The 25,739-nt window shown below is 71.8% G+C and carries 24 protein-coding genes; 22 read left to right on the forward strand and 2 right to left on the reverse strand.

Features of this window, described 5'->3' with window-relative positions:
- Positions 1–80: 80 nt before the first annotated feature.
- A complete protein-coding gene (gene bldD, locus STRTU_RS29755) occupies positions 81–581 on the reverse strand; it encodes a transcriptional regulator BldD (protein WP_018087605.1) in 501 nt (166 codons plus the stop codon).
- A gap of 221 nt (positions 582–802) precedes the next feature.
- On the opposite strand from bldD, the gene pyrR reads away from it, so the two are divergent.
- The 14 genes from pyrR (at position 803) to STRTU_RS29825 (ending at position 17,468) form a co-directional block, all read left to right on the forward strand.
- A complete protein-coding gene (gene pyrR, locus STRTU_RS29760; protein ID WP_159747923.1) occupies positions 803–1,393 on the forward strand; it encodes a bifunctional pyr operon transcriptional regulator/uracil phosphoribosyltransferase PyrR in 591 nt (196 codons plus the stop codon).
- Between the two features lie 94 nt (positions 1,394–1,487).
- Positions 1,488–2,465, forward strand: a complete 978-nt coding sequence (locus STRTU_RS29765; protein ID WP_159747925.1) for an aspartate carbamoyltransferase catalytic subunit — start codon at positions 1,488–1,490, stop codon at positions 2,463–2,465.
- Between the two features lie 4 nt (positions 2,466–2,469).
- A complete protein-coding gene (locus STRTU_RS29770; RefSeq protein ID WP_159747927.1) occupies positions 2,470–3,756 on the forward strand; it encodes a dihydroorotase in 1,287 nt (428 codons plus the stop codon).
- The gene (locus STRTU_RS29775) at positions 3,753–4,394 is read left to right on the forward strand and encodes a PH-like domain-containing protein (protein WP_159747929.1); all 642 of its coding nucleotides are present in this window, start codon (positions 3,753–3,755) and stop codon (positions 4,392–4,394) included. Before STRTU_RS29770 ends, STRTU_RS29775 begins: the two co-directional genes overlap by 4 nt.
- A complete protein-coding gene (carA, locus tag STRTU_RS29780) occupies positions 4,391–5,533 on the forward strand; it encodes a glutamine-hydrolyzing carbamoyl-phosphate synthase small subunit (RefSeq protein WP_159747931.1) in 1,143 nt (380 codons plus the stop codon). The genes STRTU_RS29775 and carA overlap by 4 nt, the downstream gene beginning before the upstream one ends.
- Positions 5,526–8,837, forward strand: a complete 3,312-nt coding sequence (gene carB, locus STRTU_RS29785; protein ID WP_159747933.1) for a carbamoyl-phosphate synthase large subunit — start codon at positions 5,526–5,528, stop codon at positions 8,835–8,837. Before carA ends, carB begins: the two co-directional genes overlap by 8 nt.
- Positions 8,838–8,915: 78 nt before the next feature.
- Positions 8,916–10,025, forward strand: coding sequence for a quinone-dependent dihydroorotate dehydrogenase (locus STRTU_RS29790; RefSeq protein ID WP_159749678.1), 1,110 nt, complete (start codon positions 8,916–8,918; stop codon positions 10,023–10,025).
- A complete protein-coding gene (pyrF, locus tag STRTU_RS29795) occupies positions 10,022–10,879 on the forward strand; it encodes an orotidine-5'-phosphate decarboxylase (RefSeq protein ID WP_159747935.1) in 858 nt (285 codons plus the stop codon). The genes STRTU_RS29790 and pyrF overlap by 4 nt, the downstream gene beginning before the upstream one ends.
- A gap of 215 nt (positions 10,880–11,094) precedes the next feature.
- Entirely contained in the window at positions 11,095–11,418 is a 324-nt protein-coding gene (locus STRTU_RS29800; RefSeq protein ID WP_006607450.1) for an integration host factor, read from the forward strand.
- A gap of 38 nt (positions 11,419–11,456) precedes the next feature.
- Positions 11,457–12,077, forward strand: a complete 621-nt coding sequence (gene gmk, locus STRTU_RS29805) for a guanylate kinase (RefSeq protein WP_159747937.1) — start codon at positions 11,457–11,459, stop codon at positions 12,075–12,077.
- 70 nt (positions 12,078–12,147) lie between these two features.
- Entirely contained in the window at positions 12,148–12,420 is a 273-nt protein-coding gene (gene rpoZ / locus STRTU_RS29810; RefSeq protein WP_005319902.1) for a DNA-directed RNA polymerase subunit omega, read from the forward strand.
- Between the two features lie 99 nt (positions 12,421–12,519).
- Positions 12,520–13,755 carry a bifunctional phosphopantothenoylcysteine decarboxylase/phosphopantothenate--cysteine ligase CoaBC gene (gene coaBC, locus STRTU_RS29815; RefSeq protein ID WP_159747939.1) on the forward strand — a complete coding sequence of 412 codons (1,236 nt, stop codon included), beginning with the start codon at positions 12,520–12,522 and terminating at the stop codon, positions 13,753–13,755.
- Positions 13,756–14,007: 252 nt separating this feature from the next.
- Positions 14,008–15,216, forward strand: coding sequence for a methionine adenosyltransferase (gene metK, locus STRTU_RS29820; RefSeq protein WP_159747941.1), 1,209 nt, complete (start codon positions 14,008–14,010; stop codon positions 15,214–15,216).
- A gap of 113 nt (positions 15,217–15,329) precedes the next feature.
- Positions 15,330–17,468: a primosomal protein N' gene (locus tag STRTU_RS29825; protein WP_159747943.1), complete on the forward strand. Its 2,139-nt coding sequence runs from the start codon at positions 15,330–15,332 to the stop codon at positions 17,466–17,468.
- A 103-nt stretch (positions 17,469–17,571) separates the two neighbouring features.
- On the opposite strand, the gene STRTU_RS29830 is transcribed toward STRTU_RS29825, so the two are convergent.
- The gene (locus STRTU_RS29830; RefSeq protein ID WP_159747945.1) at positions 17,572–18,123 is read right to left on the reverse strand and encodes a hypothetical protein; all 552 of its coding nucleotides are present in this window, start codon (positions 18,121–18,123) and stop codon (positions 17,572–17,574) included.
- Positions 18,124–18,373: 250 nt separating this feature from the next.
- Between STRTU_RS29830 and fmt the strand changes: the two genes are divergently transcribed.
- From fmt to STRTU_RS29870, 8 genes are all read left to right on the forward strand, one after another.
- Positions 18,374–19,312 (forward strand): methionyl-tRNA formyltransferase, encoded by a 939-nt coding sequence (fmt, locus tag STRTU_RS29835; RefSeq protein ID WP_159747947.1) that lies wholly within the window; start codon positions 18,374–18,376, stop codon positions 19,310–19,312.
- A gap of 173 nt (positions 19,313–19,485) precedes the next feature.
- The gene (locus STRTU_RS29840; protein ID WP_159747949.1) at positions 19,486–20,919 is read left to right on the forward strand and encodes an RsmB/NOP family class I SAM-dependent RNA methyltransferase; all 1,434 of its coding nucleotides are present in this window, start codon (positions 19,486–19,488) and stop codon (positions 20,917–20,919) included.
- A 54-nt stretch (positions 20,920–20,973) separates the two neighbouring features.
- Positions 20,974–21,657, forward strand: coding sequence for a ribulose-phosphate 3-epimerase (gene rpe, locus STRTU_RS29845; protein WP_159747951.1), 684 nt, complete (start codon positions 20,974–20,976; stop codon positions 21,655–21,657).
- A gap of 220 nt (positions 21,658–21,877) precedes the next feature.
- Complete coding sequence (locus STRTU_RS29850) at positions 21,878–22,894, forward strand: sugar-binding transcriptional regulator (RefSeq protein ID WP_159749680.1); 1,017 nt, start codon at positions 21,878–21,880, stop codon at positions 22,892–22,894.
- Positions 22,891–23,022, forward strand: a complete 132-nt coding sequence (locus tag STRTU_RS29855; protein WP_269777405.1) for a hypothetical protein — start codon at positions 22,891–22,893, stop codon at positions 23,020–23,022. The genes STRTU_RS29850 and STRTU_RS29855 overlap by 4 nt, the downstream gene beginning before the upstream one ends.
- Complete coding sequence (locus tag STRTU_RS29860) at positions 23,016–23,483, forward strand: guanyl-specific ribonuclease (RefSeq protein WP_159747953.1); 468 nt, start codon at positions 23,016–23,018, stop codon at positions 23,481–23,483. Before STRTU_RS29855 ends, STRTU_RS29860 begins: the two co-directional genes overlap by 7 nt.
- Positions 23,480–23,923 (forward strand): barstar family protein, encoded by a 444-nt coding sequence (locus STRTU_RS29865; protein ID WP_159747955.1) that lies wholly within the window; start codon positions 23,480–23,482, stop codon positions 23,921–23,923. Before STRTU_RS29860 ends, STRTU_RS29865 begins: the two co-directional genes overlap by 4 nt.
- Before the next feature lie 178 nt (positions 23,924–24,101).
- Positions 24,102–25,565 (forward strand): GuaB1 family IMP dehydrogenase-related protein, encoded by a 1,464-nt coding sequence (locus STRTU_RS29870; RefSeq protein ID WP_159747957.1) that lies wholly within the window; start codon positions 24,102–24,104, stop codon positions 25,563–25,565.
- The last annotated feature ends 174 nt before the right edge of the window (positions 25,566–25,739 follow it).

The following is a 25,739-nucleotide window of genomic DNA, read 5'->3' on the forward strand; positions in this document are numbered from 1 at the left end:
CGCTCCGGAGGAGTCCCCACAACGCGCGACCGCCGCCCCGGGAAGCCCGGAGCGGCGGCACGTTTCTGCAGGTACGAGGGCTAGAGCTCCTCGTGGGACACGGCTCGGCGTGCATCGGCGTCGAGCACGCCCCAGCTGATCAGCTGCTCGGTCAGCACCGAGGGCGACTGGTCGTAGATGACCGCAAGGGTGCGCAGATCGTCCTGGCGGATCGAGAGCACCTTGCCGTTGTAGTCACCGCGCTGGCTCTGGATGGTGGCGGCGTAGCGCTGCAGCGGGCCGGCCTTCTCCTGCGGGACATGGGCGAGGCGCTCCAGGTCGAGCACCAGCTTCGGCGGCGGCTCGGCCGCTCCGCCCGGTGTCGTGCCCGGAAGCAGTTCCTGCACCGGAACGCCGTAGAAGTCCGCCAGCTCGGCGAGGCGCTGCACGGTTACGGCGCGGTCACCGCGCTCGTACGAACCGACCACCACGGCCTTCCAGCGGCCCTGGGACTTCTCCTCGACACCATGGAGAGAAAGGCCCTGCTGGGTGCGGATGGCGCGGAGCTTGGCCCCGAGCTGTTTGGCGTATTCGCTGGACATAAAACTCCCCAGACGGCTGTATCGACATGCGGCTCCGCCGCGGGCTGGTAACTCACTGTGAGGTTACGCAGCGTAATCTGACTTCGTCAAGCGGAACGGGGCAGACCCTCACCCGTCAGGGGTGCGGACGGCTCCTGGAGGGGCTCCTGGTAGCCTGGGCCGCGTAAATCCGACGTCCTTTAAGGTCCGTCCCGTGAGGCGGAGAAGGAGGTCCGTTTCGTATGGACGCAAGCAGTTCCGACATCGGGGTTCAGCTCCCCGCGCGGCCGGTGCTCGAAGGCCCGGACATCGCGCGCATGCTCACCCGTATCGCCCACGAGATCGTCGAGCGCGCCAAGGGCGCGGACGATGTGGTGCTCCTGGGAATCCCCACCCGCGGCGTCTTCCTCGCCCGGCGACTGGCCGCCAAGCTCGAAGAGATCACCGGCCGTGCGGTTCCGGTCGGCTCGCTCGACATCACCATGTACCGCGACGACCTGCGTCTGGGCCCCGCCCGTACGCTCGCCCGCACGGACATCCCCGCCGACGGCATCGAGGGCCGGGTCGTCCTGCTCGTCGACGACGTCCTGTTCTCCGGGCGCACGATCCGCGCCGCCCTGGACGCGCTGGGCGACATCGGCCGGCCGCGCGCCGTGCAGCTGGCGGTCCTCGTGGACCGGGGCCACCGCGAACTGCCGATCCGCGCCGACTACGTGGGCAAGAACCTCCCCACCTCGCTGCGGGAGACGGTCAAGGTCCAGCTCACCGAGGAGGACGGCCGGGATGCCGTGCTGCTCGGCGTGAAGCACACCGCTCCGGCCGGCGAGCGCTAGCGCCTCGCGCAGGGACCCGGTGCCCCCGGGGCCCGCTGGCATGCCCGCTCAACGGACATTCCCGTACACCTCCTTCACCCACGGAGAAAACCGGATGAAGCGTCACCTCATCTCGGCCGCCGACCTCACACGCGACGACGCCGTCCTGATCCTCGACACCGCCGAGGAGATGGCCCGGGTCGCCGACCGGCCGATCAAGAAGCTCCCCACCCTGCGCGGACGCACCGTCTGCAATCTCTTCTTCGAGGACTCCACCCGGACCCGGATCTCCTTCGAGGCCGCCGAGAAGCGGCTCTCCGCGGACGTCATCAACTTCGCCGCCAAGGGGTCCAGCGTCTCCAAGGGCGAGTCCCTCAAGGACACCGCCCAGACCCTGGAGGCGATGGGCGTCGACGCCGTCGTCATACGGCACGGCGCCTCCGGAGCCCCCTACCGGCTCGCCAACTCCGGCTGGATCGACGCTCCCGTCATCAACGCCGGCGACGGCACCCACCAGCACCCCACCCAGGCCCTGCTCGACGCCTTCACCATGCGGCGCCGGCTGATCGGCCCGGACGCCGGGCTCGGCGAGGATCTGAGCGGGCGGCGCATCACCGTCGTCGGTGACGTGCTCCACAGCCGCGTCGCGCGCTCGAACGTCGATCTCCTGCACACCCTCGGCGCCGAGGTCACCCTCGTCGCCCCGCCCACCCTGGTGCCGGTCGGCGTCGAGACCTGGCCGTGCGAGGTGTCCTACGACCTCGACCGCGTCCTGCCGAAAACCGACGCGGTGATGATGCTGCGGGTGCAGCGCGAGCGCATGAACGCCGCCTTCTTCCCGACCGAGCGGGAGTACTCGCGCCGCTACGGCCTGGACGGCGAGCGGATGGCGCGGATGCCCGAGCACGCCATCGTGATGCACCCCGGCCCGATGGTCCGCGGCATGGAGATCACCGCCGAGGTCGCCGACTCCGACCGCTGCACGGTCATCGAGCAGGTGACCAACGGCGTCTCCGTCCGCATGGCCGTCCTGTACTTGCTGCTCGGCGGCAACGAGCCCGCCGTCACCCACACCCGTACCGAGGGGAACTAAGAACATGAGCAAGATCCTGATCCGTGGTGCGAAGGTGCTCGGTGGCGAGGCCCAGGACGTCCTGATCGACGGCGAGACCATCGAGGCCGTCGGCGCCGGGCTGTCCGCCGAGGGCGCCGACGTCATCGAGGCCGAGGGCAAGATCCTTCTGCCGGGCCTCGTCGACCTGCACACCCACCTGCGCGAGCCGGGCCGCGAGGACTCCGAGACCGTCCTGACCGGCACCCGCGCCGCGGCGAGCGGCGGCTACACCGCCGTGTTCGCCATGGCCAACACCTTCCCCGTCGCCGACACCGCCGGCGTCGTCGAGCAGGTCTACCGCCTCGGCCAGGAGCACGGCTACTGCGATGTGCAGCCCATCGGTGCCGTCACCGTCGGCCTGGAGGGCAGCAAGCTCGCCGAGCTGGGCGCCATGCACGAGTCCGCCGCCGGGGTCACCGTCTTCTCCGACGACGGCAAGTGCGTGCACGACGCCGTGATCATGCGCCGGGCCCTGGAGTACGTGAAGGCCTTCGGCGGCGTCATCGCGCAGCACGCCCAGGAGCCGCGGCTCACCGAGGGCGCCCAGATGAACGAGGGCATCGTCTCGGCGGAGCTGGGGCTCGGGGGCTGGCCGGCGGTGGCCGAGGAATCGATCATCGCCCGGGATGTCCTGCTCGCCGAGCACGTGGGCTCGCGGGTGCACATCTGCCACCTGTCGACCGCCGGCTCCGTCGAGATCGTCCGCTGGGCCAAGTCCCGCGGCATCGACGTCACCGCCGAGGTCACGCCGCACCACCTGCTCCTCACCGACGAGATGGTGCGTAGCTACAACCCCGTCTACAAGGTCAACCCGCCGCTGCGCACCGAGCGCGACGTGATGGCCCTGCGCGAGGCCCTCGCCGACGGCACGATCGACATCGTCGCCACCGACCACGCCCCGCACCCGCACGAGGACAAGGACTGCGAGTGGGCCGCGGCCGCCATGGGCATGGTGGGCCTGGAGACCGCGCTGTCGGTCGTGCAGCAGACGATGGTCGAGACCGGCCTGCTGACCTGGGAGGCCGTCGCGGACCGGATGTCCTACGCGCCCGCGCGGATCGGGCAGGCCAAGGGCCACGGCCGCCCCGTCTCGGCTGGTGAGCCCGCCAACCTCACGCTGCTCGATTCCGCTTACCGTGGAGAGGTGGACCCCGCGGGCTTCGCCTCCCGCAGCCGCAACACCCCCTACGAGGGCCGTGAGCTGCCGGGACGCGTCACCCACACCTTCCTGCGGGGCCGGGCAACGGTCGTCGACGGGAAGCTGGCGTGACTCCTCCACTGATCCACCTGGCCGAAGCGCAGAAGTCCGCGCCGGTCACCGACTGGGCCGCGCGGATCGGCTGGGTCGCCGGGCTGCTGGTCTTCGTCGTCTTCGTCTACTGGCTGATGCGCCAGGGCTGGAAATGGCGCGGCACGCTCCAGGGCGATCTGCCGGAGCTGCCGTCCACCCCGGACGATCTCGGCGAGCACCGGCTGCGGCTCAGCGGCCGCTACCACGGCTCCACCACCGCCGGGCAGTGGCTCGACCGGATCGTGGCGCGCGGCCTGGGCACCCGCAGCCGCGCCGAGCTGACCCTGACCGACCAGGGCCTGGACGTCGTACGGCCGGGCGCCGAGGACTTCTTCGTGCCGGCCGCCGCACTGCGCGGCGCCCGCCTCGACAAGGGCATCGCCGGCAAGGTCCTGCCCGAGGGCGGACTGCTGATCGTCACCTGGCGGCACGGGGACAAGGACATCGACTCCGGCTTCCGCTCCGACCGGGCGGGCGAGCACCCCGCCTGGGTAGAGGCCATCGACCGGCTGAGCACCGCCCGGCAGGGCACCAGCGAAACCAGCACCACCGAGCACGGCACCACCGAGCACCACACCAGCACCACCGAGCACACCGAAACGGAAGGCGCACGATGACGACCTCCACCAGGGGGACCGCCAAGATCCCCGCCGTACTCGTCCTGGAGGACGGCCGCACCTTCCGCGGCCGCGCCTACGGGTCCGTGGGGGAGACCTTCGGCGAAGCGGTGTTCTCCACCGGCATGACCGGCTACCAGGAGACGCTGACCGACCCCTCGTACCACCGCCAGGTCGTCGTCATGACCGCCCCGCACATCGGCAACACCGGGGTGAACGACGAGGACCCCGAGTCGCAGCGGATCTGGGTCGCCGGTTACGTCGTCCGTGACCCCGCCCGGCTCCCGTCCAACTGGCGCTCGGTGCGCTCCCTGGACGACGAGCTGGTCGCCCAGGGCGTCGTCGGCATCAGCGGTGTCGACACCCGCGCGCTGACCCGGCATCTGCGCGAGCGCGGCGCGATGCGGGTCGGCATCTTCTCCGGCGAGGCGCTGCCCGACGAGGGCACCATGCTCGCCCGGGTGCGCCAGGCCCCCGAGATGCAGGGCGCCGACCTGTCCACGCAGGTCGCCACCAAGGAGACCTACGTCGTCCCGGCGATCGGTACCAAGAAGTTCACCGTCGCCGCCATCGACCTGGGCATCAAGGGCATGACCCCGCACCGGATGGCCGAGCGCGGCATCGAGGTGCACGTCCTGCCGGCCACCGCCACCGTCGAGGACGTCTACGCGGTGAACCCGGACGGCGTGTTCTTCTCCAACGGCCCCGGCGACCCGGCCACCGCCGACCACCCGGTCTCCGTCATGCGCGGCGTGCTGGAGCGCAAGACGCCGCTGTTCGGCATCTGCTTCGGCAACCAGATCCTGGGCCGCGCGCTGGGCTTCGGCACCTTCAAGCTCAAGTACGGGCACCGCGGCATCAACCAGCCGGTGCAGGACCGTACGACCGGCAAGGTCGAGGTCACCGCGCACAACCACGGATTCGCCGTCGACGCCCCGCTCGACAAGGTCTCCGACACCCCCTTCGGCCGCGCCGAGGTCTCCCACGTCTGCCTCAACGACGACGTGGTGGAGGGTCTGCACCTCCTCGACCAGCCGGCCTTCAGCGTCCAGTACCACCCCGAAGCCGCCGCGGGGCCGCACGACGCCGCGTACCTCTTCGACCGCTTCGTATCCCTGATGGAGGGCCAGCGTGCCTAAGCGCACCGATATCCAGTCCGTCCTGGTCATCGGCTCCGGCCCGATCGTCATCGGCCAGGCCGCCGAGTTCGACTACTCCGGCACCCAGGCATGCCGGGTCCTCAAGTCCGAGGGCCTGCGCGTCATCCTGGTGAACTCCAACCCGGCGACGATCATGACCGACCCGGAGATCGCCGACGCCACCTACGTCGAGCCGATCACCCCGGACTTCGTCGAGAAGATCATCGCCAAGGAGCGCCCCGACGCGCTCCTGCCCACCCTGGGCGGTCAGACGGCCCTGAACACGGCCATCTCGCTGCACGAGTCCGGCACCCTCGACAAGTACGGCGTCGAGCTGATCGGCGCCAACGTCGAGGCGATCAACAAGGGCGAGGACCGCGACCTGTTCAAGGAGGTCGTGGAGGAGGTCCGCAAGAAGATCGGCCACGGCGAGTCCGCGCGCTCCTACATCTGCCACTCCATGGACGACGTCATGAAGGGCGTCGAGGAGCTCGGCGGCTACCCCGTCGTCGTCCGCCCCTCCTTCACCATGGGCGGCGCCGGCTCCGGCTTCGCGCACGACGAGGAGGAGCTGCGCCGGATCGCCGGCCAGGGCCTGACGCTCTCGCCGACCACCGAGGTGCTCCTGGAGGAGTCCATCCTCGGCTGGAAGGAGTACGAGCTGGAGCTGATGCGCGACAAGAACGACAACGTCGTGGTCGTCTGCTCCATCGAGAACTTCGACCCGATGGGCGTGCACACCGGCGACTCGATCACCGTCGCGCCGTCGATGACGCTCACCGACCGCGAGTACCAGACCCTGCGGGACATCGGCATCGCCGTCATCCGCGAGGTCGGCGTCGACACCGGCGGCTGCAACATCCAGTTCGCGGTCAACCCCGACGACGGCCGGGTCATCGTCATCGAGATGAACCCCCGGGTCTCCCGCTCCTCGGCGCTGGCCTCCAAGGCCACCGGCTTCCCGATCGCGAAGATCGCCGCCCGCCTCGCCGTCGGCTACACCCTCGACGAGATCCCCAACGACATCACCGAGAAGACCCCGGCGTCCTTCGAGCCGACTCTCGACTACGTCGTCGTCAAGGTGCCGCGCTTCGCCTTCGAGAAGTTCCCGGCCGCCGACGCCACCCTCACCACGACCATGAAGTCGGTCGGCGAGGCCATGGCCATCGGCCGTAACTTCCCCGAGGCGCTCAACAAGGCCCTGCGCTCCCTGGAGAAGAAGGGCAGCCAGTTCGACTTCATCGGCGAGCCCGGCGACAAGGCCGCGCTGCTGGAGAAGGCCCAGGTCCCGACCGACGGCCGGATCAACACCGTCATGGCGGCGATCCGGGCCGGCGCCACCCCGCAGGAGGTCTTCGACGCCACGAAGATCGACCCGTGGTTCGTCGACCAGCTCTTCCTCATCAAGGAGATCGCCGACGAGATCGCCGCGGCCGACAAGCTCGACCCGGAGATCCTCGCGGACGCAAAGCGCTACGGCTTCTCCGACGCCCAGATCGCCGCGATCCGCGGACTGCGCGAGGACGTCGTCCGCGAGGTCCGGCACTCCCTCGGCGTCCGCCCCGTCTACAAGACGGTCGACACCTGTGCCGCCGAATTCGCCGCGAAGACGCCGTACTTCTACTCGTCCTACGACGAGGAGACCGAGGTCGCCCCGCGCGAGAAGCCGGCCGTGATCATCCTCGGCTCCGGCCCCAACCGCATCGGCCAGGGCATCGAGTTCGACTACTCCTGCGTCCACGCCTCGTTCGCGCTCAGCGACGCCGGCTACGAGACCGTGATGGTCAACTGCAACCCGGAGACCGTCTCGACGGACTACGACACCTCCGACCGCCTGTACTTCGAGCCGCTGACGCTCGAAGACGTGCTGGAGATCGTGCACGCCGAGACCCAGGCCGGACCGGTCGCCGGTGTCGTCGTCCAGCTCGGCGGGCAGACCCCGCTGGGCCTGGCGCAGGCGCTCAAGGACAACGGTGTGCCGATCGTCGGCACCTCGCCCGAGGCGATCGACCTCGCCGAGGAGCGCGGCGCCTTCGGCCGGGTGCTGACCGAGGCCGGGCTGCCGGCCCCCAAGTACGGCACCGCGTTCTCCTTCGCCGAGGCCCAGCAGATCGCCGCCGAGATCGGCTACCCGGTCATGGTCCGGCCGTCCTATGTGCTCGGCGGCCGCGGTATGGAGATCGTCTACGACGAGCCCTCGCTGGGGGAGTACCTCACCCGGCACGCCGGCCTGATCGACCGCCACCCGGTCCTCATCGACCGTTTCCTCGACGACGCCATAGAGATCGACGTCGACGCGCTCTACGACGGCCAGGAGCTCTACCTCGGCGGCGTCATGGAGCACATCGAGGAGGCCGGTATCCACTCCGGCGACTCCGCCTGTGCGCTGCCCCCGATCACCCTCGGCGGCTTCGACATCAAGCGGCTGCGGGCCTCGACGGAGGCCATCGCCAAGGGTGTTGGCGTCCGCGGACTGATCAACATCCAGTTCGCGATGGCCGGGGACATCCTCTACGTCCTGGAGGCCAACCCCCGCGCCTCCCGTACGGTCCCCTTCACCTCGAAGGCCACCGCCGTACCGCTGGCCAAGGCCGCCGCCCGGATCTCGCTGGGCGCCACCATCGCCGAGCTGCGCGCCGAGGGCATGCTGCCCAAGGCGGGCGACGGCGGCACCCTGCCGCTGGACGCGCCGATCTCCGTCAAGGAAGCCGTGATGCCCTGGTCGCGGTTCCGCGACATCCACGGCCGCGGGGTGGACACCGTTCTCGGTCCGGAGATGCGCTCCACCGGTGAGGTCATGGGCATCGACTCGGTCTTCGGCACCGCGTACGCCAAGTCCCAGTCCGGCGCCTACGGCGCGCTGCCCACCAAGGGCCGCGCGTTCGTCTCCGTCGCCAACCGGGACAAGCGCTCGATGATCTTCCCGGCCCGTGAGCTGGTCGCCCACGGCTTCGAGCTGCTCGCCACCTCCGGCACCGCCGAGGTGCTGCGCCGCAACGGCATCAACGCCACCGTGGTGCGCAAGCAGTCCGAGGGCGAGGGGCCGGACGGTGAGCGGACCATCGTCCAGCTGATCCACGACGGCCAGGTCGACCTGATCGTCAACACCCCCTACGGCACCGGCGGCCGGCTGGACGGCTACGACATCCGTACCGCCGCCGTCGCCCGCGGCGTCCCCTGCCTGACCACGGTCCAGGCGCTGGCCGCCGCCGTCCAGGGCATCGAGGCCATGTCCCGCGGAGACGTGGGCGTGCGGTCCCTCCAGGAACACGCCGAACATCTCACCGCGGCCCGCGAGGAGTAGCGGCCGGGAGGGGGACACCGACGCGGTGTCCCCCTCTTCATGCCCCCTCGCTCCTCACTCCGGAAGGCCCACCCGACGATGTACCGCCTCTTCTTCCAACTCCTCTTCCAGCGCATGGACCCCGAGAAGGCCCACCACCTGGCCTTCCGCTGGATCCAGCTGGCCGTGCGCCTCCCCGTGCTGCGCACCTTCCTCGCGGCCGCCCTCGCGCCCCGCTACAAGGAGCTGCGCACCGAGGCCCTGGGCCGCCGGATGCACGGCCCCTTCGGCCTGGCCGCCGGTTTCGACAAGAACGCCGTCGCGATCGACGGAATGACCATGCTCGGCTTCGACCATGTCGAGATCGGCACGGTCACCGCGCAGCCGCAGCCCGGCAACCCCAAGAAGCGCCTGTTCCGGCTCGTACCGGACCGCGCGCTGATCAACCGGATGGGCTTCAACAACGACGGCTCCGCGTCCGTGGCGGCCCGTCTGGCGGCCCGCAACCCGGTCTTCCCGGCCACCGTCGGCGTCAACATCGGCAAGACCAAGATCGTCCCGGAGGCTGAGGCCACCGCCGACTACGTCACCTCCACCGAGCGGCTCGCCCCGCACGCCGACTACCTGGTCGTCAATGTCTCCTCCCCGAACACCCCGGGGCTGCGCAACCTCCAGGCCGTCGAGCATCTGCGCCCGCTGCTGACCGCGGTCCGCGAGGCCGCCGACCGTACGGTCACCGACCGCCGGGTCCCGCTGCTGGTCAAGATCGCCCCGGACCTCGCCGACGCCGATGTGGACGCGGTCGCCGACCTCGCCGTGGAGCTGGGCCTGGACGGGATCATCGCCACCAACACCACCATCGCCCGCGACGGCCTGGGCCTGACCTCCGACCCGAAGCTGATCGCCGAGACCGGCGGCCTCTCCGGCGCGCCCGTCAAGGAGCGCTCCCTGGAGGTCCTGCGCCGCCTCTACGCCCGCGTCGGCGACCGGATCACCCTGATCGGTGTCGGCGGCATCGAGACCGCCGAGGACGCCTGGCAGCGCATCCTCGCCGGCGCCACCCTGGTACAGGGCTACAGCGCCTTCATCTACCAGGGCCCGTTCTGGTGCCGCACGATCCACAAGGGACTGGCCGCCCGGCTGCGCAACAGCCCCTACGCCACCCTCGCCGACGCGGTCGGCGCCGAGCACAAGAAGGTGACCGCATGACCCCGGAAGCCGTCACCCCGCCGACCGCCCCCTTCGGCGCGCGCCTCCGTCAGGCCATGGACACGCGCGGCCCGCTCTGTGTCGGCATCGACCCGCATGCCTCGCTGCTGGCCGACTGGGGGCTGAACGACGATGTCGCGGGCCTGGCGCGGTTCACCCGCACGGTCGTGGAGGCGCTCGGCGAGACGGTAGCCGTCTTCAAGCCGCAGTCCGCGTTCTTCGAGCGCTTCGGCTCGCGCGGCCTGGCCGTCCTGGAGACCGCCGTCGCCGAGGCGCGCGAACGCGGCGCCCTGGTCCTGATGGACGCCAAGCGCGGCGACATCGGTTCCACCATGGCCGCCTACGCGGAGACCTTCCTGAGCAAGGACTCGCCGCTGTTCTCGGACGCGCTGACGGTCTCCCCGTACCTCGGCTACGGCTCGCTCCGGCCGGCCGTCGACCTGGCCCGCGAGAGCGGCGCCGGACTCTTCGTCCTCGCCCTCACCTCCAACCCGGAGGGCGCGGAGGTCCAGCGGGCGGTGCGCGAGGACGGCAGGACCCTCGCGGCGACGATGCTCGGCCATCTTGCGGCCGAGAACGCCGGTGCCGAGCCGCTCGGCTCCTTCGGCGCGGTCGTCGGCGCCACGCTCGGCGATCTCTCCTCGTTCGATCTGGCGATCAACGGCCCGCTGCTCGCCCCCGGCATCGGCGCCCAGGGCGCCACGCCCGCCGACCTGCCGAAGGTCTTCGGGAACGCCGTACGCAATGTCGTGCCGAGCGTCAGCCGGGGGGTGCTGCGACACGGTCCGGACACCGCGGCACTGCGCGCGGCGGCGGACCGATTCGCCGACGAAGTGCGCACCGCGCTCGCCTGACGCCCGAAAGACGGGGAGTTTAGTCCCGAAATGTCCTGGTCAGCAGAGTCTGACCAGGACTTTTCGCTTGTTCTCGCTGACTCCGGCGCACTCTGCCGCTAGTCTCCGTCGAGAGCACTGCACGTAAGCGCGTTGCTCGTTGCTCCGCAGGTGCGGGGTGACTAGGTTCCACACTGGTCCGTATCCGACAGTTCGACATCCGAGGTGACGTAGGCGTGGCTCTTCCGCCCCTTACCCCTGAACAGCGCGCAGCCGCGCTCGAGAAGGCCGCCGCGGCTCGCCGGGAGCGCGCCGAGGTCAAGAATCGGCTCAAGCACTCCGGTGCTTCCCTCCATGAGGTCATCAAGCAGGGCCAGGAGAACGACGTCATCGGCAAGATGAAGGTCTCCGCCCTCTTGGAGTCCCTGCCGGGCGTCGGCAAGGTCCGCGCCAAGCAGATCATGGAGCGGCTCGGCATCTCCGAAAGCCGCCGTGTCCGGGGTCTTGGCTCCAACCAGATCGCGTCGCTGGAGCGCGAGTTCGGCAGCACTGCTTCGTGAGTTTTCCGGCATGACCGGGAAGCTGGAATAATCGCTGCATGAGTTCTGCAGTCTCCGGGGGGATGACCCCCGAGCCCCCGGCCAGACAACCGCGACTGACCGTGCTCTCCGGCCCCTCCGGGGTCGGCAAGAGCACGGTCGTCGCGCATATGCGCAAGGTCCACCCCGAGGTCTGGCTCTCGGTTTCGGCCACCACCCGCAAGCCGCGCCCCGGGGAGCGGCACGGCGTCCAGTACTTCTTCGTCGACGACGGGGAATTCGACAAGCTCATCGCCAACGGTGAGCTGCTCGAATGGGCCGAGTTCGCGGGCAACCGGTACGGCACCCCCCGCAAGGCGGTGCTGGACCGGCTGGAGTCCGGTGAGCCCGTCCTGCTGGAGATCGATCTGCAGGGCGCCCGCCAGGTCCGGGAGTCCATGGCGGAGGCCAACCTGGTCTTCCTGGCCCCGCCGAGCTGGGACGAGCTGGTCCGCCGGCTCACCGGGCGGGGCACGGAGGCGCCGGAGGTCATCGAGCGCCGGCTGGCCGCCGCCCGGGTCGAGCTGGCAGCGGAGAAAGAGTTCGATGTGACGCTTGTCAACACCTCCGTCGAGGACGTCAGCCGCGAGCTGCTAGCCTTGATGCTGAATCGATCCGGGGACCGGAACACCAGCGGCTGACCGCGCAGCTCCCCGGACGACCAGGACTTCTGCGTTACACCCCGCTTCATCCCCCTTCGGAAGGTAGAGAGTGTCCTCTTCCATCACTGCACCCGAGGGCATCATCAACCCGCCCATTGATGAGCTTCTCGAGGCCACCGATTCGAAGTACAGCCTTGTGATCTACGCCGCCAAGCGCGCGCGCCAGATCAACGCGTACTACTCCCAGCTCGGCGAGGGCCTGCTGGAGTACGTCGGCCCCCTCGTGGACACGCACGTCCACGAGAAGCCGCTCTCGATCGCGCTCCGCGAGATCAACGCGGGCCTGCTGACCTCCGAGGCCATCGAGGGCCCGGCTCAGTAAGCGGCAGACATTCACGAAGGGCCCGGCGGAGCAACCGCCGGGCCCTTGGTGTGTCATAGGGGCATACGTAGGGACCTAGACCCGGGGAGCGGCGAAGCGATGGACAAGCGGGAGCGGGAGCGGCCCAGGGTCGTCCTGGGGGTCAGCGGCGGGATCGCCGCGTACAAGGCGTGTGAACTGCTGCGGCGGCTGACCGAGTCCGGGCACGACGTACGGGTGGTGCCGACCGCTTCGGCGCTGCACTTCGTCGGGGAGGCCACCTGGTCGGCGCTGTCCGGCAACCCGGCCGGGACCGAGGTCTGGGAGTCCGTCCACGAGGTCCCGCACGTCCGTATCGGCCAGGCCGCCGAGCTCGTCGTGGTCGCGCCCGCCACCGCCGATCTGCTGGCCAAGGCCGCCCACGGCCTCGCCGACGATCTGCTGACGAACACGCTGCTCACCGCCCGCTGTCCGGTGATCTTCGCGCCCGCGATGCACACCGAGATGTGGGAGAACCCCGCCACCCAGGAGAACGTCGCCACCCTGCGCCGCCGCGGCGCGCTCGTCATCGAGCCCGCGGTCGGCCGGCTGACCGGCGTCGACACCGGCAAGGGCCGCTTCCCCGACCCGGTAGAGATCTTCGAATTCTGCCGCCGGGTGCTGGCCCGCGGTGACCGGGCGACCGAGCAGGATCTCGCCGGACGCCATGTCGTCATCAGCGCGGGCGGCACCCGCGAGCCGCTGGATCCCGTCCGCTATCTGGGCAACCGCTCCTCCGGCAAGCAGGGCTACGCGCTCGCCCGTACAGCGGCGGCCCGCGGCGCCAGGGTCACCCTGGTCGCAGGAAACACCGAGCTGCCCGATCCGGCCGGGGTGGAGGTGATCCCCATCGGTACGGCGCGTCAGCTGCGTGAGGCCGTGCTGAAGGCCGCCGCGGACGCCGATGCGGTGGTCATGGCCGCCGCGGTCGCCGATTTCCGCCCCGCCGTCTACACCACGGGCAAGATCAAGAAGATCGAGGGCCAGGAGCCGGAACCCATCGCCTTGGTACGAAATCCGGACATCCTCGCCGAGATCTCCGCCGAGCGGGCACACCCGGGCCAGGTCGTGGTCGGCTTCGCCGCGGAGACCGACGAGGTGCTCGCCAACGGCCGCGCCAAGCTCGCCCGCAAGGGCTGTGACCTGCTGGTCGTCAATGAGGTCGGGGAGCACAAGGCCTTCGGCTCGGCGGAGAACGAAGCGGTGATCCTCGCGGCCGACGGGACTGAGACCCCGGTGCCGTACGGGCCCAAGGAAACCCTGGCCGAGACGGTCTGGGACCTGGTCGCACCCCGTCTGGCCGAGACTCGCCGCTGAGACGCCGAACCGGCCCCGGAATCACTGGATCGGCCCCTCAAAATCGGGCACGTCCCCTTGACCCGCCCCATTCTCAAGGTGATCGTCCTACCGTAAGCCGTGGTGTCCCAGGTCACGAGGGGTCCATAAATCGAGACCGCGTGCCCGAACGCCGCATACGACCGATAAACTGGCGAGTGGATCGGGTCGAGCGCAGCTCTCGGCCCGTCCGCCAATGATCAGCCAGCAGCCGCTGCAACCCCAGGGAGCGATGTGTCCCGCCGCCTGTTCACCTCGGAGTCCGTCACCGAGGGCCACCCCGACAAGATCGCTGACCAGATCAGCGACACCATCCTCGACGCTCTCCTCAAGGAAGACCCGACATCCCGGGTCGCCGTGGAGACGTTGATCACCACCGGCCTGGTGCACGTGGCCGGCGAGGTGACGACGAAGGCGTACGCCGACATCCCCAACCTCGTCCGCAACAAGATCCTGGACATCGGGTACGACTCGTCCAAGAAGGGCTTCGACGGCGCCTCCTGCGGCGTCTCGGTGTCCATCGGCGCGCAGTCCCCGGACATCGCCCAGGGTGTCGACACCGCGTACGAGAACCGCGTCGAGGGCGATGACGACGAGCTGGACAAGCAGGGCGCCGGCGACCAGGGCCTGATGTTCGGCTACGCCTGCGACGAGACCCCGGAGCTGATGCCGCTCCCGATCAACCTCGCGCACCGCCTGTCCAAGCGCCTGTCCGAGGTCCGCAAGAACGGCACCATCCCCTACCTCCGTCCCGACGGCAAGACCCAGGTCACCATCGAGTACGACGGTCACAAGGCCGTCCGCCTCGACACCGTCGTGGTCTCCTCGCAGCACGCCAGCGACATCGACCTGGACTCGCTGCTCGCGCCCGACATCCGCGAGTTCGTCGTCGAGCACGTCCTCAACCAGCTGGTCGAGGACGGCATCAAGCTGGACACCGACGGCTACCGTCTGCTGGTCAACCCGACCGGGCGTTTCGAGATCGGCGGCCCCATGGGTGACGCCGGTCTGACCGGCCGCAAGATCATCATCGACACCTACGGCGGTATGGCCCGCCACGGTGGCGGCGCCTTCTCCGGCAAGGACCCGTCCAAGGTCGACCGCTCGGCCGCCTACGCGATGCGCTGGGTCGCCAAGAACGTCGTCGCCGCCGGCCTCGCGGCCCGCTGCGAGGTCCAGGTCGCCTACGCGATCGGCAAGGCCGAGCCGGTCGGTCTCTTCGTCGAGACCTTCGGCACCGCCACCGTCGACACCGACAAGATCGAGCAGGCCATCGGCGAGGTCTTCGACCTCCGTCCGGCGGCCATCATCCGCGACCTCGATCTGCTCCGCCCGATCTACTCCCAGACCGCCGCCTACGGCCACTTCGGCCGTGAGCTGGAGGACTTCACGTGGGAGCGCACGGACCGCGTGGAAGCGCTGAAGCAGGCCGCGGGGCTGTAAATCCCCGCTCGCCCGTGTGAGGTGCCACGGCCCCGGACCGCTCGGCGGTCCGGGGCCTTCGGTTGTCCACAGGCCGCCGGGCACTGTCCGTGCGGTCTGCTAAGACTGATGCTGTGAGCAGGGAGAACGGGCGACCGGACGCGGGGGCGTCGGATGCGGGCGAGCAGTTGGCCCTCATCCGGGAGGCCGTGCGGGAGACCAAGACGGAGCGGGCGAAGCCGCGGACGTGGCGGGGGGCCGAGCTGGCCGCCGAGCTGCCGGTGGCGCGGGTGCTGGTCGACAAGGGGCTGGTGCACCTCGACCGGTATTTCGACTACGCGGTGCCGGCGGCGATGGATCAGGAGGCGCAGCCCGGGGTGCGGGTCCGGGTGCGCTTCGGTGCGGGGGAGAAGGGCGGCCGGCGCGAGGGCGGCAAGCTGGTCAGCGGGTTCATCGTGGAGCGGGTCGCGGAGAGCGACTACCGGGGGGTGCTCGCCCCGGTCGCGCAGGTGCTGTCGTCCGAGCGGGTGCTGACGCCGGAGCTGCTGGCGCTGTGCCGATCGGTGGCGGACCGCTATGCCGGGACGCTCGCCGATGTGGTGCAGCTGGCCGTGCCGCCGCGCCGGGCGCGCGCGGAGGCCAAACCGTCGCCCGCGCCGCTGCCACCCAACCCGCCCCCGGAGCCGGGGAGTTGGGAGCGTTACGGCGCGGGCGCCGGGTTTCTGGCGGCGCTCACCCGGGGGGACGCGCCGCGCGCGGTGTGGACGGCGCTGCCCGGGGCGACCTGGCCGCAGGAGCTCGCGCGGGCGGCGGCCGCGGCGCTGGCGGGCGGGCGCGGTGCGCTGGTGGTGGTGCCGGACGGGCGGGCCGCGGCGCGGGTGGACGCGGCGCTCGGCGAGCTGATCGGCGCGGGCCGCCATGTGCTGCTGACCGCCGACGCCGGGCCCGAGGAGCGCTATCGCCGCTGGCTGGCGGTCAGCCGTGGCGCGGTGCGGGCCGTGGTCGGGACCCGGGCGGCGATGTTCGCGCCGGTCGCCGACCTGGGCCTGGTGGCCCTCTGGGACGACGGGGACGCCAGCCACAGCGATCCCCATGCGCCGCAGCCGCATGCCCGTGAGGTCCTCATCCAGCGGTCGGTCCATGAGCGCGCGGGCTTTCTGCTGGGCGGCCTGAGCTGCACGGTCGAGGCGGCCCAGCTGGTCGAGACGGGCTGGGCGCGCCCGCTGACCGCCGAGCGCGAGGTGGTGCGGGCCGCGGCGCCCCTGGTGCGTACGGTCGGCGACGGCGACGAGGCGCGCGACGCCGCCGCGCGGGCCGCCCGGCTGCCGACGATGGCCTGGCAGGTGGTGCGGGAGGGCCTCCAGCGCGGACCGGTGCTCATCCAGGTCCCGCGCCGGGGATACGCGCCCCGGCTGGCGTGCGAACGGTGCCGTACCCCCGCGCGCTGCCGGGCCTGTGCGGGCCCGCTGGAGGCGCGGGACGCCGGTGAGTTGTGCTGCGCGTGGTGCGGACGCCCCGAGTCGGACTGGCACTGTTCCGAGTGCGGCGGTGCCCGGCTGCGGGCCCAGGTGGTGGGGGCACGGCGGACGGCGGAGGAGCTGGGCCGGGTGTTCCCGGCGGTGCCGGTGCGGACCTCGGGGCGGGACCATGTGCTGGCCACGGTGCCCGGGGCCCCCGCGCTCGTGGTGAGCACCCCGGGTGCGGAGCCGGTGGCCGAGGGCGGCGGGTATGCGGCCGCGCTGCTGCTGGACGGCTGGGCGCTGCTGGGCCGGCCGGATCTGCGGGCCGGTGAGGAGGCGCTGCGCCGCTGGCTGGGCGCCGCCGCGCTGGTCCGCGGCCAGGTGGAGGGCGGCACGGTCGCGGTGATCGCGGAGCCGACGCTGCGCCCGGTGCAGGCGCTGGTGCGCTGGGACCCGGTCGGCCATGCGGTCCGCGAGCTGGCCGAACGGGCCGAGCTGGGCTTTCCTCCGGTGTCGCGGATGGCCTCGGTGGCCGGCCGCGGTGAGGATGTCACCGAGCTGCTGCGATCCGCCGAACTCCCCGTGGAAGCCGAGGTATTGGGGCCTGTGCCGCTGCCGGTGCCGGACCCCGGGCGCCCGCGCCGGCCGGGCGATCCGCCGCCGGGCGAGCAGTGGGAGCGTGCGCTGGTCCGGGTCCGCCCCGGCCAGGGCGCGGCCCTCGCCGCCGCGCTCAAGGCCGCCCGCGCGGCCCGGTTGGTCAAGCGGGAGGGGGAGGCCGTACGGGTCCGGATCGATCCGCCCGATCTGGGGTGAGCACCGGCCCGGCCCCGGGCATGGCGCCGCCCCGGGACCAGGGGCGGCGTCCCGGGGCGTTGGCGAGCGGCGTGGGGGCACAGGCGCCCGTGTCGCGGGTGGTTCAGCCGTTGCGGGGGCCGGGGAAGGCGCCCGGCCGGGCGGGCTCCTCGCGGGCGGCCGCGGAGGACTGGGCGGGCATGGACCGGGCGGCCGGGACGGACGCGGCGCCGGGCAGCCCCGCGGCCACGGTCACCGCACGGGTCGCCGAGGGCTCCGGCGAACGCACCGCCGGTTCCCCGCCGTTGCCTTCCGCGGGCTGGGCGGCGGCTCTGCGGGCACCGTAACGACGGTGTACCGCCTGTTTGGTGACGCCGAGCGCCGAGCCCACGGCATCCCACGAGAATCCCAGCGAACGGTCGAAGTCGACCGCGGCGGTGACAAGGGTTTCGACGCTGTCCCGCAGTTCCTGGGCGAGGCGCACCGTCGGAGCGGGCGCGCGTCCGTAGACGACGAAGCCCGCGGAGGGGCCCGTGCGCCGAGGCCGGTAGACGTTGCCGAGCTGAGCGGTCAGCGTGCGCAGTGCGTCCACCTGCCGGCGCACCCGTTCGATGTCCCGCACCAGGAGATGCAGGCTGGCGCGCGCCTGGGCGTCGTGGGTTGCGTGGTCGGCCATGAGCAAGCCTCTCGAACCGGCGTGAAATAGGAAGGATGAAAACGAGCGGGCCGCCAATGCGGCCCGGCCCGGGTCAATGCTGTTTGACCAACGCGACAGCAGCGGCTCTGGTCACGGTATGGGGGCGTACGAGCTTCCGTACAAGGCGCGGGAAATCCTGTACGCCCCCTCGAACCGCCGCCCCTGGCCTCGTACGGGACCCATAGACTGGTGCGTCGTTCCGCTGCGTGTGAGAGGTAGTTCGCCACCCATGAGGCTTGTCTTCGCCGGCACCCCCGAGGTCGCCGTACCCGCCCTCGATGCCCTGATCGCCTCGGACCGGCACGAGGTCGTGGCCGTGGTGACCCGGCCCGACGCCCCGGCCGGCCGCGGCCGGAAGCTGGTCGCCAGCCCCGTCGCGGAGCGTGCGGAGGAGGAGGGCATCGAGGTGCTCAAGCCCGCCAAGCCGCGCGACGAGGACTTTCTGGCCCGGCTCCGGGAGATCGCGCCGGACTGCTGCCCGGTGGTCGCCTACGGCGCGCTGCTGCCGAAGACCGCGCTCGACATTCCCGCCAAGGGGTGGGTCAATCTGCACTTCTCGCTGCTGCCCGCCTGGCGCGGTGCGGCGCCCGTCCAGCATGCGGTGCTCGCGGGGGACGAGGTCACCGGCGCTTCCACCTTCCAGATCGAGACCGGTCTGGACTCCGGCCCCGTCTTCGGGGTGCTGACCGAGGAGGTCCGGCCGACGGACACCAGCGGCGATCTGCTCACCCGGCTGGCGTTCGCCGGTTCCGGGCTGCTGGTGGCGACGATGGACGGCATCGAGGACGGCACCCTGCAGGCGGTGCCGCAGCCGGCCGAGGGCATCACGCTCGCCCCGAAGATCGAGGTCGAGGACGCCAAGGTGGACTGGGCGGCGCCGGCGCTGCGGGTCGACCGGGTGATCCGTGGCTGCGCGCCCGCGCCCGGCGCCTGGACGGTCTTCCGCGGCGAGCGCCTCAAGCTGATGGCGGCCGTCTCCGCCGCGGACCACGCGGAGCCGGCCCTGGCGCCCGGCGAACTCGCCGTCACCAAGAAGGCCGTGTACGTCGGCACCGGCAGCCACCCCGTGGAACTCATCTGGGTCCAGCCGCAGGGCAAGAAGCCGATGAAGGCCGCGGACTGGGCGCGCGGGGTGCGCATCGAGGGCGGCGAGCGGCTGGGGGACTGACCCCCGGACCGACCCCGCGCACGGGCCCTGGCGCGGGCCCGCCTTCGGGTCGCCCTCGGGCCCTCGCCCGCGGCCCTCGGGCGGTCTCCGGGGCGGGCCGCCCCGCGCGCTCGGGCGGCCCGCCCGCGTAGGCTGGGGCCGACCTCTCATCTCGTATCCGGAGCACCTTTTCTGTGAGTCAGCAGCCGCACCGTCGCCCCAGCAAGCCCCATCGCCGCCCGCAGAAGGACCCGGTCAGGATCCTCGCGTTCGAGGCGCTGCGGGCCGTCGACGAGCGCGACGCCTATGCGAATCTGGTCCTGCCGCCGTTGCTGCGCAAGGCGCGTGAGGGCGGCGACTTCGACGCCCGGGACGCGGCGCTGGCGACGGAGCTGGTGTACGGCTCGCTGCGCTGGCAGGGCACGTATGACGCGATCATCGCGCAGTGCGTGGACCGGCCGCTGCGGGAGGTGGACCCGCCGGTCCTGGACGTGCTGACCCTCGGGGCGCATCAGCTGCTCGGTACCCGTATTCCGACGCATGCCGCGGTGAGCGCCAGTGTGGAGCTGGCACGGGTGGTGCTGGGCGACGGCCGGGCGAAGTTCGTCAACGCGGTGCTGCGCAAGGTCGCGGCCCATGACCTGGACGGCTGGCTGGAGCGGGTCTCCCCGGACTACGACGAGGACCCCGAGGATCACCTCGGCCTGGTGCACGCACACCCCCGCTGGATCGTCTCGGCCCTGTGGGACGCGCTCGGCGGCGGCCGGGCCGGTATCGAGGACCTGCTGGAGGCGGACAACGAACGCCCCGAGGTGACCCTGGTGGCCCGCCCCGGCCGCAGCACCGCCGAGGAACTGCTGGCGGTGGCCGGCGAGGAGAGCGCGCTCCCCGGCCGCTGGTCCCCGTACGCGGTCCGGCTCGCGGAAGGCGGTGAGCCCGGCGCTCTGGACCCGGTGCGCGAGGGGCGCGCCGGGGTGCAGGACGAGGGCAGCCAGCTCGTCGCCCTGGCACTGGCGAACGCCCCCGTCGAGGGCCCCGACCGGGCCTGGCTCGACGGCTGTGCCGGTCCCGGTGGCAAGGCGGCGCTGCTGGCGGCGCTCGCGGCGCAGCGCGGCGCCACCCTGCTGGCCTCCGAGAAGCAGCCGCACCGCGCCCGTCTGGTGGCGCGGGCACTGGAGGGCAACCCCGGCCCGTACGCGGTCATCACGGCCGACGGCACCCGCCCCGCCTGGCGGCCCGGCGCCTTCGACCGGGTCCTGGTGGACGTCCCCTGCACCGGTCTGGGCGCCCTGCGCCGCCGCCCGGAGGCACGCTGGCGACGCCGCCCGGAAGACCTGGACGGCTTCGCCCCGCTCCAGCGCGAACTGCTGCGGCAGGCACTCGCCGCGGTCCGGATCGGCGGCGTCGTCGGCTATGCGACCTGCTCACCGCATCCGGCCGAGACCCGGGCCGTGGTGGACGACGTGATCAAGGGCCGCGGCGGTGACCCGATCGAGGTGGAGTGGATCGACGCCCGCCCCCTGATGCCCGGCGTACCGGCACTGGGCGACGGCCCGGACGTCCAGCTGTGGCCGCATCTGCACGGGACGGACGCGATGTATTTGGCCTTGCTGCGCCGGACGGGCTGACGGGGGCCGTACCCCCACCCCACGCCCCCCGCCCCGCACGCCATACTGGGGGGCATGGCCTTGATCAACCCCAGCATTCTGTCCGCGGACTTCGCTCGGCTCGCCGAGGAGGCGAAGGCGGTGGAGGGCGCCGACTGGCTGCACGTCGACGTCATGGACAACCACTTCGTGCCGAATCTCACGCTCGGTGTGCCGGTCGTCGAGTCGCTGAGCAAGGCGACGGATACGCCCCTCGATCTGCATCTGATGATCGAGGACCCGGACCGCTGGGCGCCCCAGTACATCGAGGCCGGGGCCGGTTCCGTGACCTTTCATGTGGAGGCGGCGGGCGCGCCCGTACGGCTGGCGCGGGAGATCCGGGCCAAGGGGGCGCGGGCGTCGATGGCGCTGAAGCCGGCCACGCCGATCGAGCCGTACGAGGATCTGCTGCCCGAGCTGGACATGCTGCTGATCATGACCGTGGAGCCCGGTTTCGGCGGCCAGTCCTTCCTGGACATCATGCTGCCGAAGATCCGCCGTACCCGTGAGCTGATCTCCCGGCACGGCCTTCAGCTGGCGCTCCAGGTGGACGGCGGGGTCTCGGCGGCCACCATCGAGCGGTGTGCGGAGGCGGGCGCGGATGTGTTCGTCGCGGGCTCCGCGGTGTACGGCGCGGACGATCCGGCGAAGGCGGTCCGGGATCTGCGGGAGCAGGCCGAGAGGGCGACCGCGGCGGCGGGCTGGGGCTGCGCGCACTGAATTCCGGAGCGGGGCGCGGGCGGACCGGTCGATTCCGGCCACGGGAGTTTTCCTGTGGCACGACTGGTGCCGCCCCTTGTCTGCGGGGCCACCGAGCGTTCACGAGGGTCGGGGCGCCGATGGTCCCCGCTGCCGCCGGGTTTCTGAAAGGATGAGCAAAGACTCGATCAGATGCGCAAAAGGGGAGAATTTCGTGGTAGCCAGCCGCCCACAGTCCGGAATGGGCCCTGCCGAGCTGGTGCAGGCCGCGGCCATGGCCCGCCGTTTCTATCTTGAGGGCAAGTCGAAGATCCAGATCGCGGAGGAATTCGGCGTCAGCCGGTTCAAGGTCGCGCGGGTGCTGGAGACGGCGCTGGAGCGTGATCTCGTACGGATCGAGATCCGGGTGCCCTCCGAGCTGGACGCCGAACGTTCCGACGCCCTCCGGGCCCGCTACGGCCTGCGGCACGCGGTGGTCGTCGAGTCGCCCGCCGATGCTCCCCCCGCCTTCGGCGGCCAGACCCCGCCCGAGGACGCCGCCGACCCGGAGAACCTCGGTGAGGTCGCCGCCGACCTGCTGGGCGAGCTGGTCGCCGAGGGCGATGTGCTGGGGCTGGCCTGGGGCCGGTCGACCATTCATATGGCCGCCGCGCTGCACCGCCTCCCGCCGTGCACCGTCGTGCAGTTGACCGGTGTCTACGACGCGGGGACCGCCGACCGCGGCTCGGTCGAGGCGGTGCGCCGGGCGGCCGATGTCGCCGGGGGCGAGGCGCACCCGATCTACGCGCCGATGCTGCTGCCCGACTCGGCGACGGCCGAGGCGCTGCGCCGCCAGACCGGCATTGCCCGCGCGTTCGAGTACTTCGACAAGGTCACCGTCGCCTGCGTCTCCATCGGCTCCTGGGAGCCGGGCGTCTCGACCGTCTACGACATGCTGAGCGAGGAGGAGCGGGAGCACTACGCCTCGCTGGGTGCCGCCGCCGAGATGTCGGCGCACCTCTTCGATGCCGAGGGGCGGCGGATCGGCCGGGACCTCGGCGAGCGCTGCATCACGGTCGAGGCGGACCGGCTGCGCCGTATCCCGGAGGTCGTCGCCATCGCGGGCGGCCGTCGCAAGGCCGCCGCGATCGGCGCGGTGCTGCGCTCCGGTCTGGTGACGAGCCTGGTCACGGACACCGCCGCGGCCGACCATCTGCTGCTGGAGACCGGCCCGGGGACGCGCCCCGCACTGGACCGCGCCGACCCTGACGGGGCGTGACGTACGCCCGAGCCGGACGCGGTACGGGAGCGGCCGCGACGGCCGGTGCCGAGCCGCCCGCGGGCACCGGGGGCACGGTCATCGACGAGCAGCCCGCGCGGGCCTGTGACAGCATCGGCGCATGGTGATCCGCTCCTGTCCGCGCCGCGCCGCCGCCCTCGTCGGCGCGCTGCTCGCCGGGCTGCTCCTGGTGCTCACCGGGTGTGCCACGGGCGGTGGGGCCAACGGGAGTTCGCAGGCGGCGCCACGGGCCGGAGCCACGGCCGTCGACGGGACGCCGCGCGCTTCCGGCGTACCGGACTGGGCCCAGGGCATGCCGGTCGTTCCGGTCGGCGAGCTGCCCTCCCAGGCGCGGGACACCCTGCGCCTCATCGACGCCGGCGGGCCCTTCCCGTACGACCGGGACGGCACGGTCTTCGGCAACCGGGAGCGACTGCTGCCCCGTCAGCCGCGCGGCTACTACCACGAGTACACGGTCCCCACGCCCGGCGCACCGGACCGCGGCGCCCGCCGGCTGGTCACCGGCGAGGGCCATGAGACGTACTACACCAGTGATCACTACCGGTCCTTCAAGGCGGTGCTCCGATGACGGAACCCGTGCCCCGGCCGCTTGCGGCGGTGCTCGACGGCAGCACACCCGCGGGCGTGCTGCCCTGGCCCGCTGAGCGCGCGGTGGCGGACGCGCTGACCGCCGCCCGGGACGCCGGCTGGACCGGGGCGGCCCTGGACCTCGACGGGGTCGCGGACAAGGCCGCCTTCATGGAGCGCTGCGTCCGCGCGCTGCGGCTGCCGGACTGGTTCGGCCGGAACTGGGACGCGCTCGCCGACAGCCTCACCGATCTGTCCTGGTGCCCGGCCGGCCGCGGCCGGCTGCTCGTGGTGACGGGCTGGCAGGGGTACGCGGCCGCGGCGCCCGAGGACTGGAGCATCGTCGAGGGCGTGCTGGCGGATGCGGTGGGTTACTGGCGGGACACGGACGCCGGGCTGGCCGTGATCATGGCCCGCGGACGGGCCCGGCAGGGCGCTTAGCGACGGCAGCGGCGACCCGACCAGCGGCGATGCCGCGCGGTCCGCCCTCGGCGCCGAGCCTCCCCGTGCGGGCAGGGACACACCGGGCGCCGCAGGGCCCCTTGGGGGATCGCACACACGGCCGGAGAAGTGCTCGGACAATCATATGACCCCTGGTCAGGGCCCGTATCCTGGCCATATGCGATTCCTGAACCCGAAGAACGGCGCGCTCGAAGAGAGTTCTTCGGTGCCCTACGACCTGACCTACGACGATGTGTTCATGGTGCCCGGACGCTCCGCCGTCGGCTCCCGCCAGGGCGTGGACCTCTCCTCGCATGACGGGACGGGAACCACCATCCCGCTCGTGGTCGCCAACATGACGGCGATCGCCGGCCGCCGGATGGCCGAGACCGTGGCCCGCCGTGGTGGTCTGGTCGTCATTCCGCAGGACATCCCGCTCGATGTCGTCACCGACGTCGTGACCTGGGTCAAGCGCCGTCATCTGGTCCTGGACACGCCGATCGTGCTGTCCCCGGTCGCGACCGTGGCCGACGCCCTGGCGCTGCTGCCCAAGCGGGCGCACGGCGCGGGCATCGTCGTCGAGGGCGGCCGCCCGGTCGGTGTCGTCACCGAACACGATCTGGCCGGGGTGGACCGCTTCACCCAGGTGGCCGAGGTCATGTCCAGGGACCTGCTGGTCCTGGACGCGGACATCGACCCGCGGGACGCCTTCAACCGTCTCGACGCCGCCAACCGCAAGCTCGCGCCCGCGGTCGACGCGGACGGCATGCTGATCGGCATCCTCACCCGTAAGGGCGCGCTCCGGGCCACCCTCTACACCCCCGCCACGGACGCCGACGGCAAGCTGCGGATCGCGGCCGCCGTCGGCATCAACGGCGATGTGGCGGGCCGGGCCAAGGCCCTGCTGGCCGCCGGTGTGGACACTCTCGTCGTGGACACCGCGCACGGTCATCAGGAGTCGATGATCAGCGCGATCAAGGCGGTCCGGGGGCTGGACCCGCAGGTCCCGATCGTGGCGGGCAATATCGTGGCCGCCGAGGGCGTGCGCGATCTGATCGAGGCCGGGGCGGACATCATCAAGGTCGGTGTCGGACCGGGCGCGATGTGCACCACCCGGATGATGACCGGCGTCGGTCGGCCGCAGTTCTCCGCGGTGCTGGAGTGTGCCGCCGAGGCCAGGAAGTTCGGCAAGCACGTCTGGGCCGACGGCGGCATCCGGCACCCCCGCGATGTCGCCATGGCGCTGGCCGCGGGGGCGTCCAACGTCATGATCGGCTCCTGGTTCGCCGGCACCCTCGAATCGCCCGGTGACCTCCAGCACACCGCCGACGGCCGCCCGTACAAGGAGAGCTTCGGGATGGCCTCCGCCCGTGCGGTGCGCAACCGTACGAGCGATGAGTCGGCCTACGACCGGGCCCGCAAGGGGCTCTTCGAGGAGGGCATCTCCACCTCGCGGATGTTCGTCGACCAGGCGCGCCCCGGCGTCGAGGACCTGATCGACTCGATCATCGCGGGCGTCCGCAGCTCCTGCACCTACGCGGGCGCGGCCTCCCTGGCGGAGTTCGCCGAGAAGGCCGTGGTCGGGGTGCAGAGCGCCGCCGGTTACGCCGAGGGCAAGCCGCTGCACGACAGCTGGAACTGACCCGTCACGAGGCCGCCCGCCGGTCCTCGTCACCGCCGCTCAACGGCCCCGCACGGACTCCGTGCGGGGCCGTTCGCGTAAGCGGAACCCGGGGGCCCGGTCTGTACCGCGCCCCGGAACCCGTACGATCGGACCCTGGCGCGCAACGAACCACCGTCCGCCGCGCCGGTGCGC

This window comes from Streptomyces tubercidicus, assembly GCF_027497495.1.
GTDB classification, from domain to species: Bacteria; Actinomycetota; Actinomycetes; order Streptomycetales; family Streptomycetaceae; genus Streptomyces; species Streptomyces tubercidicus.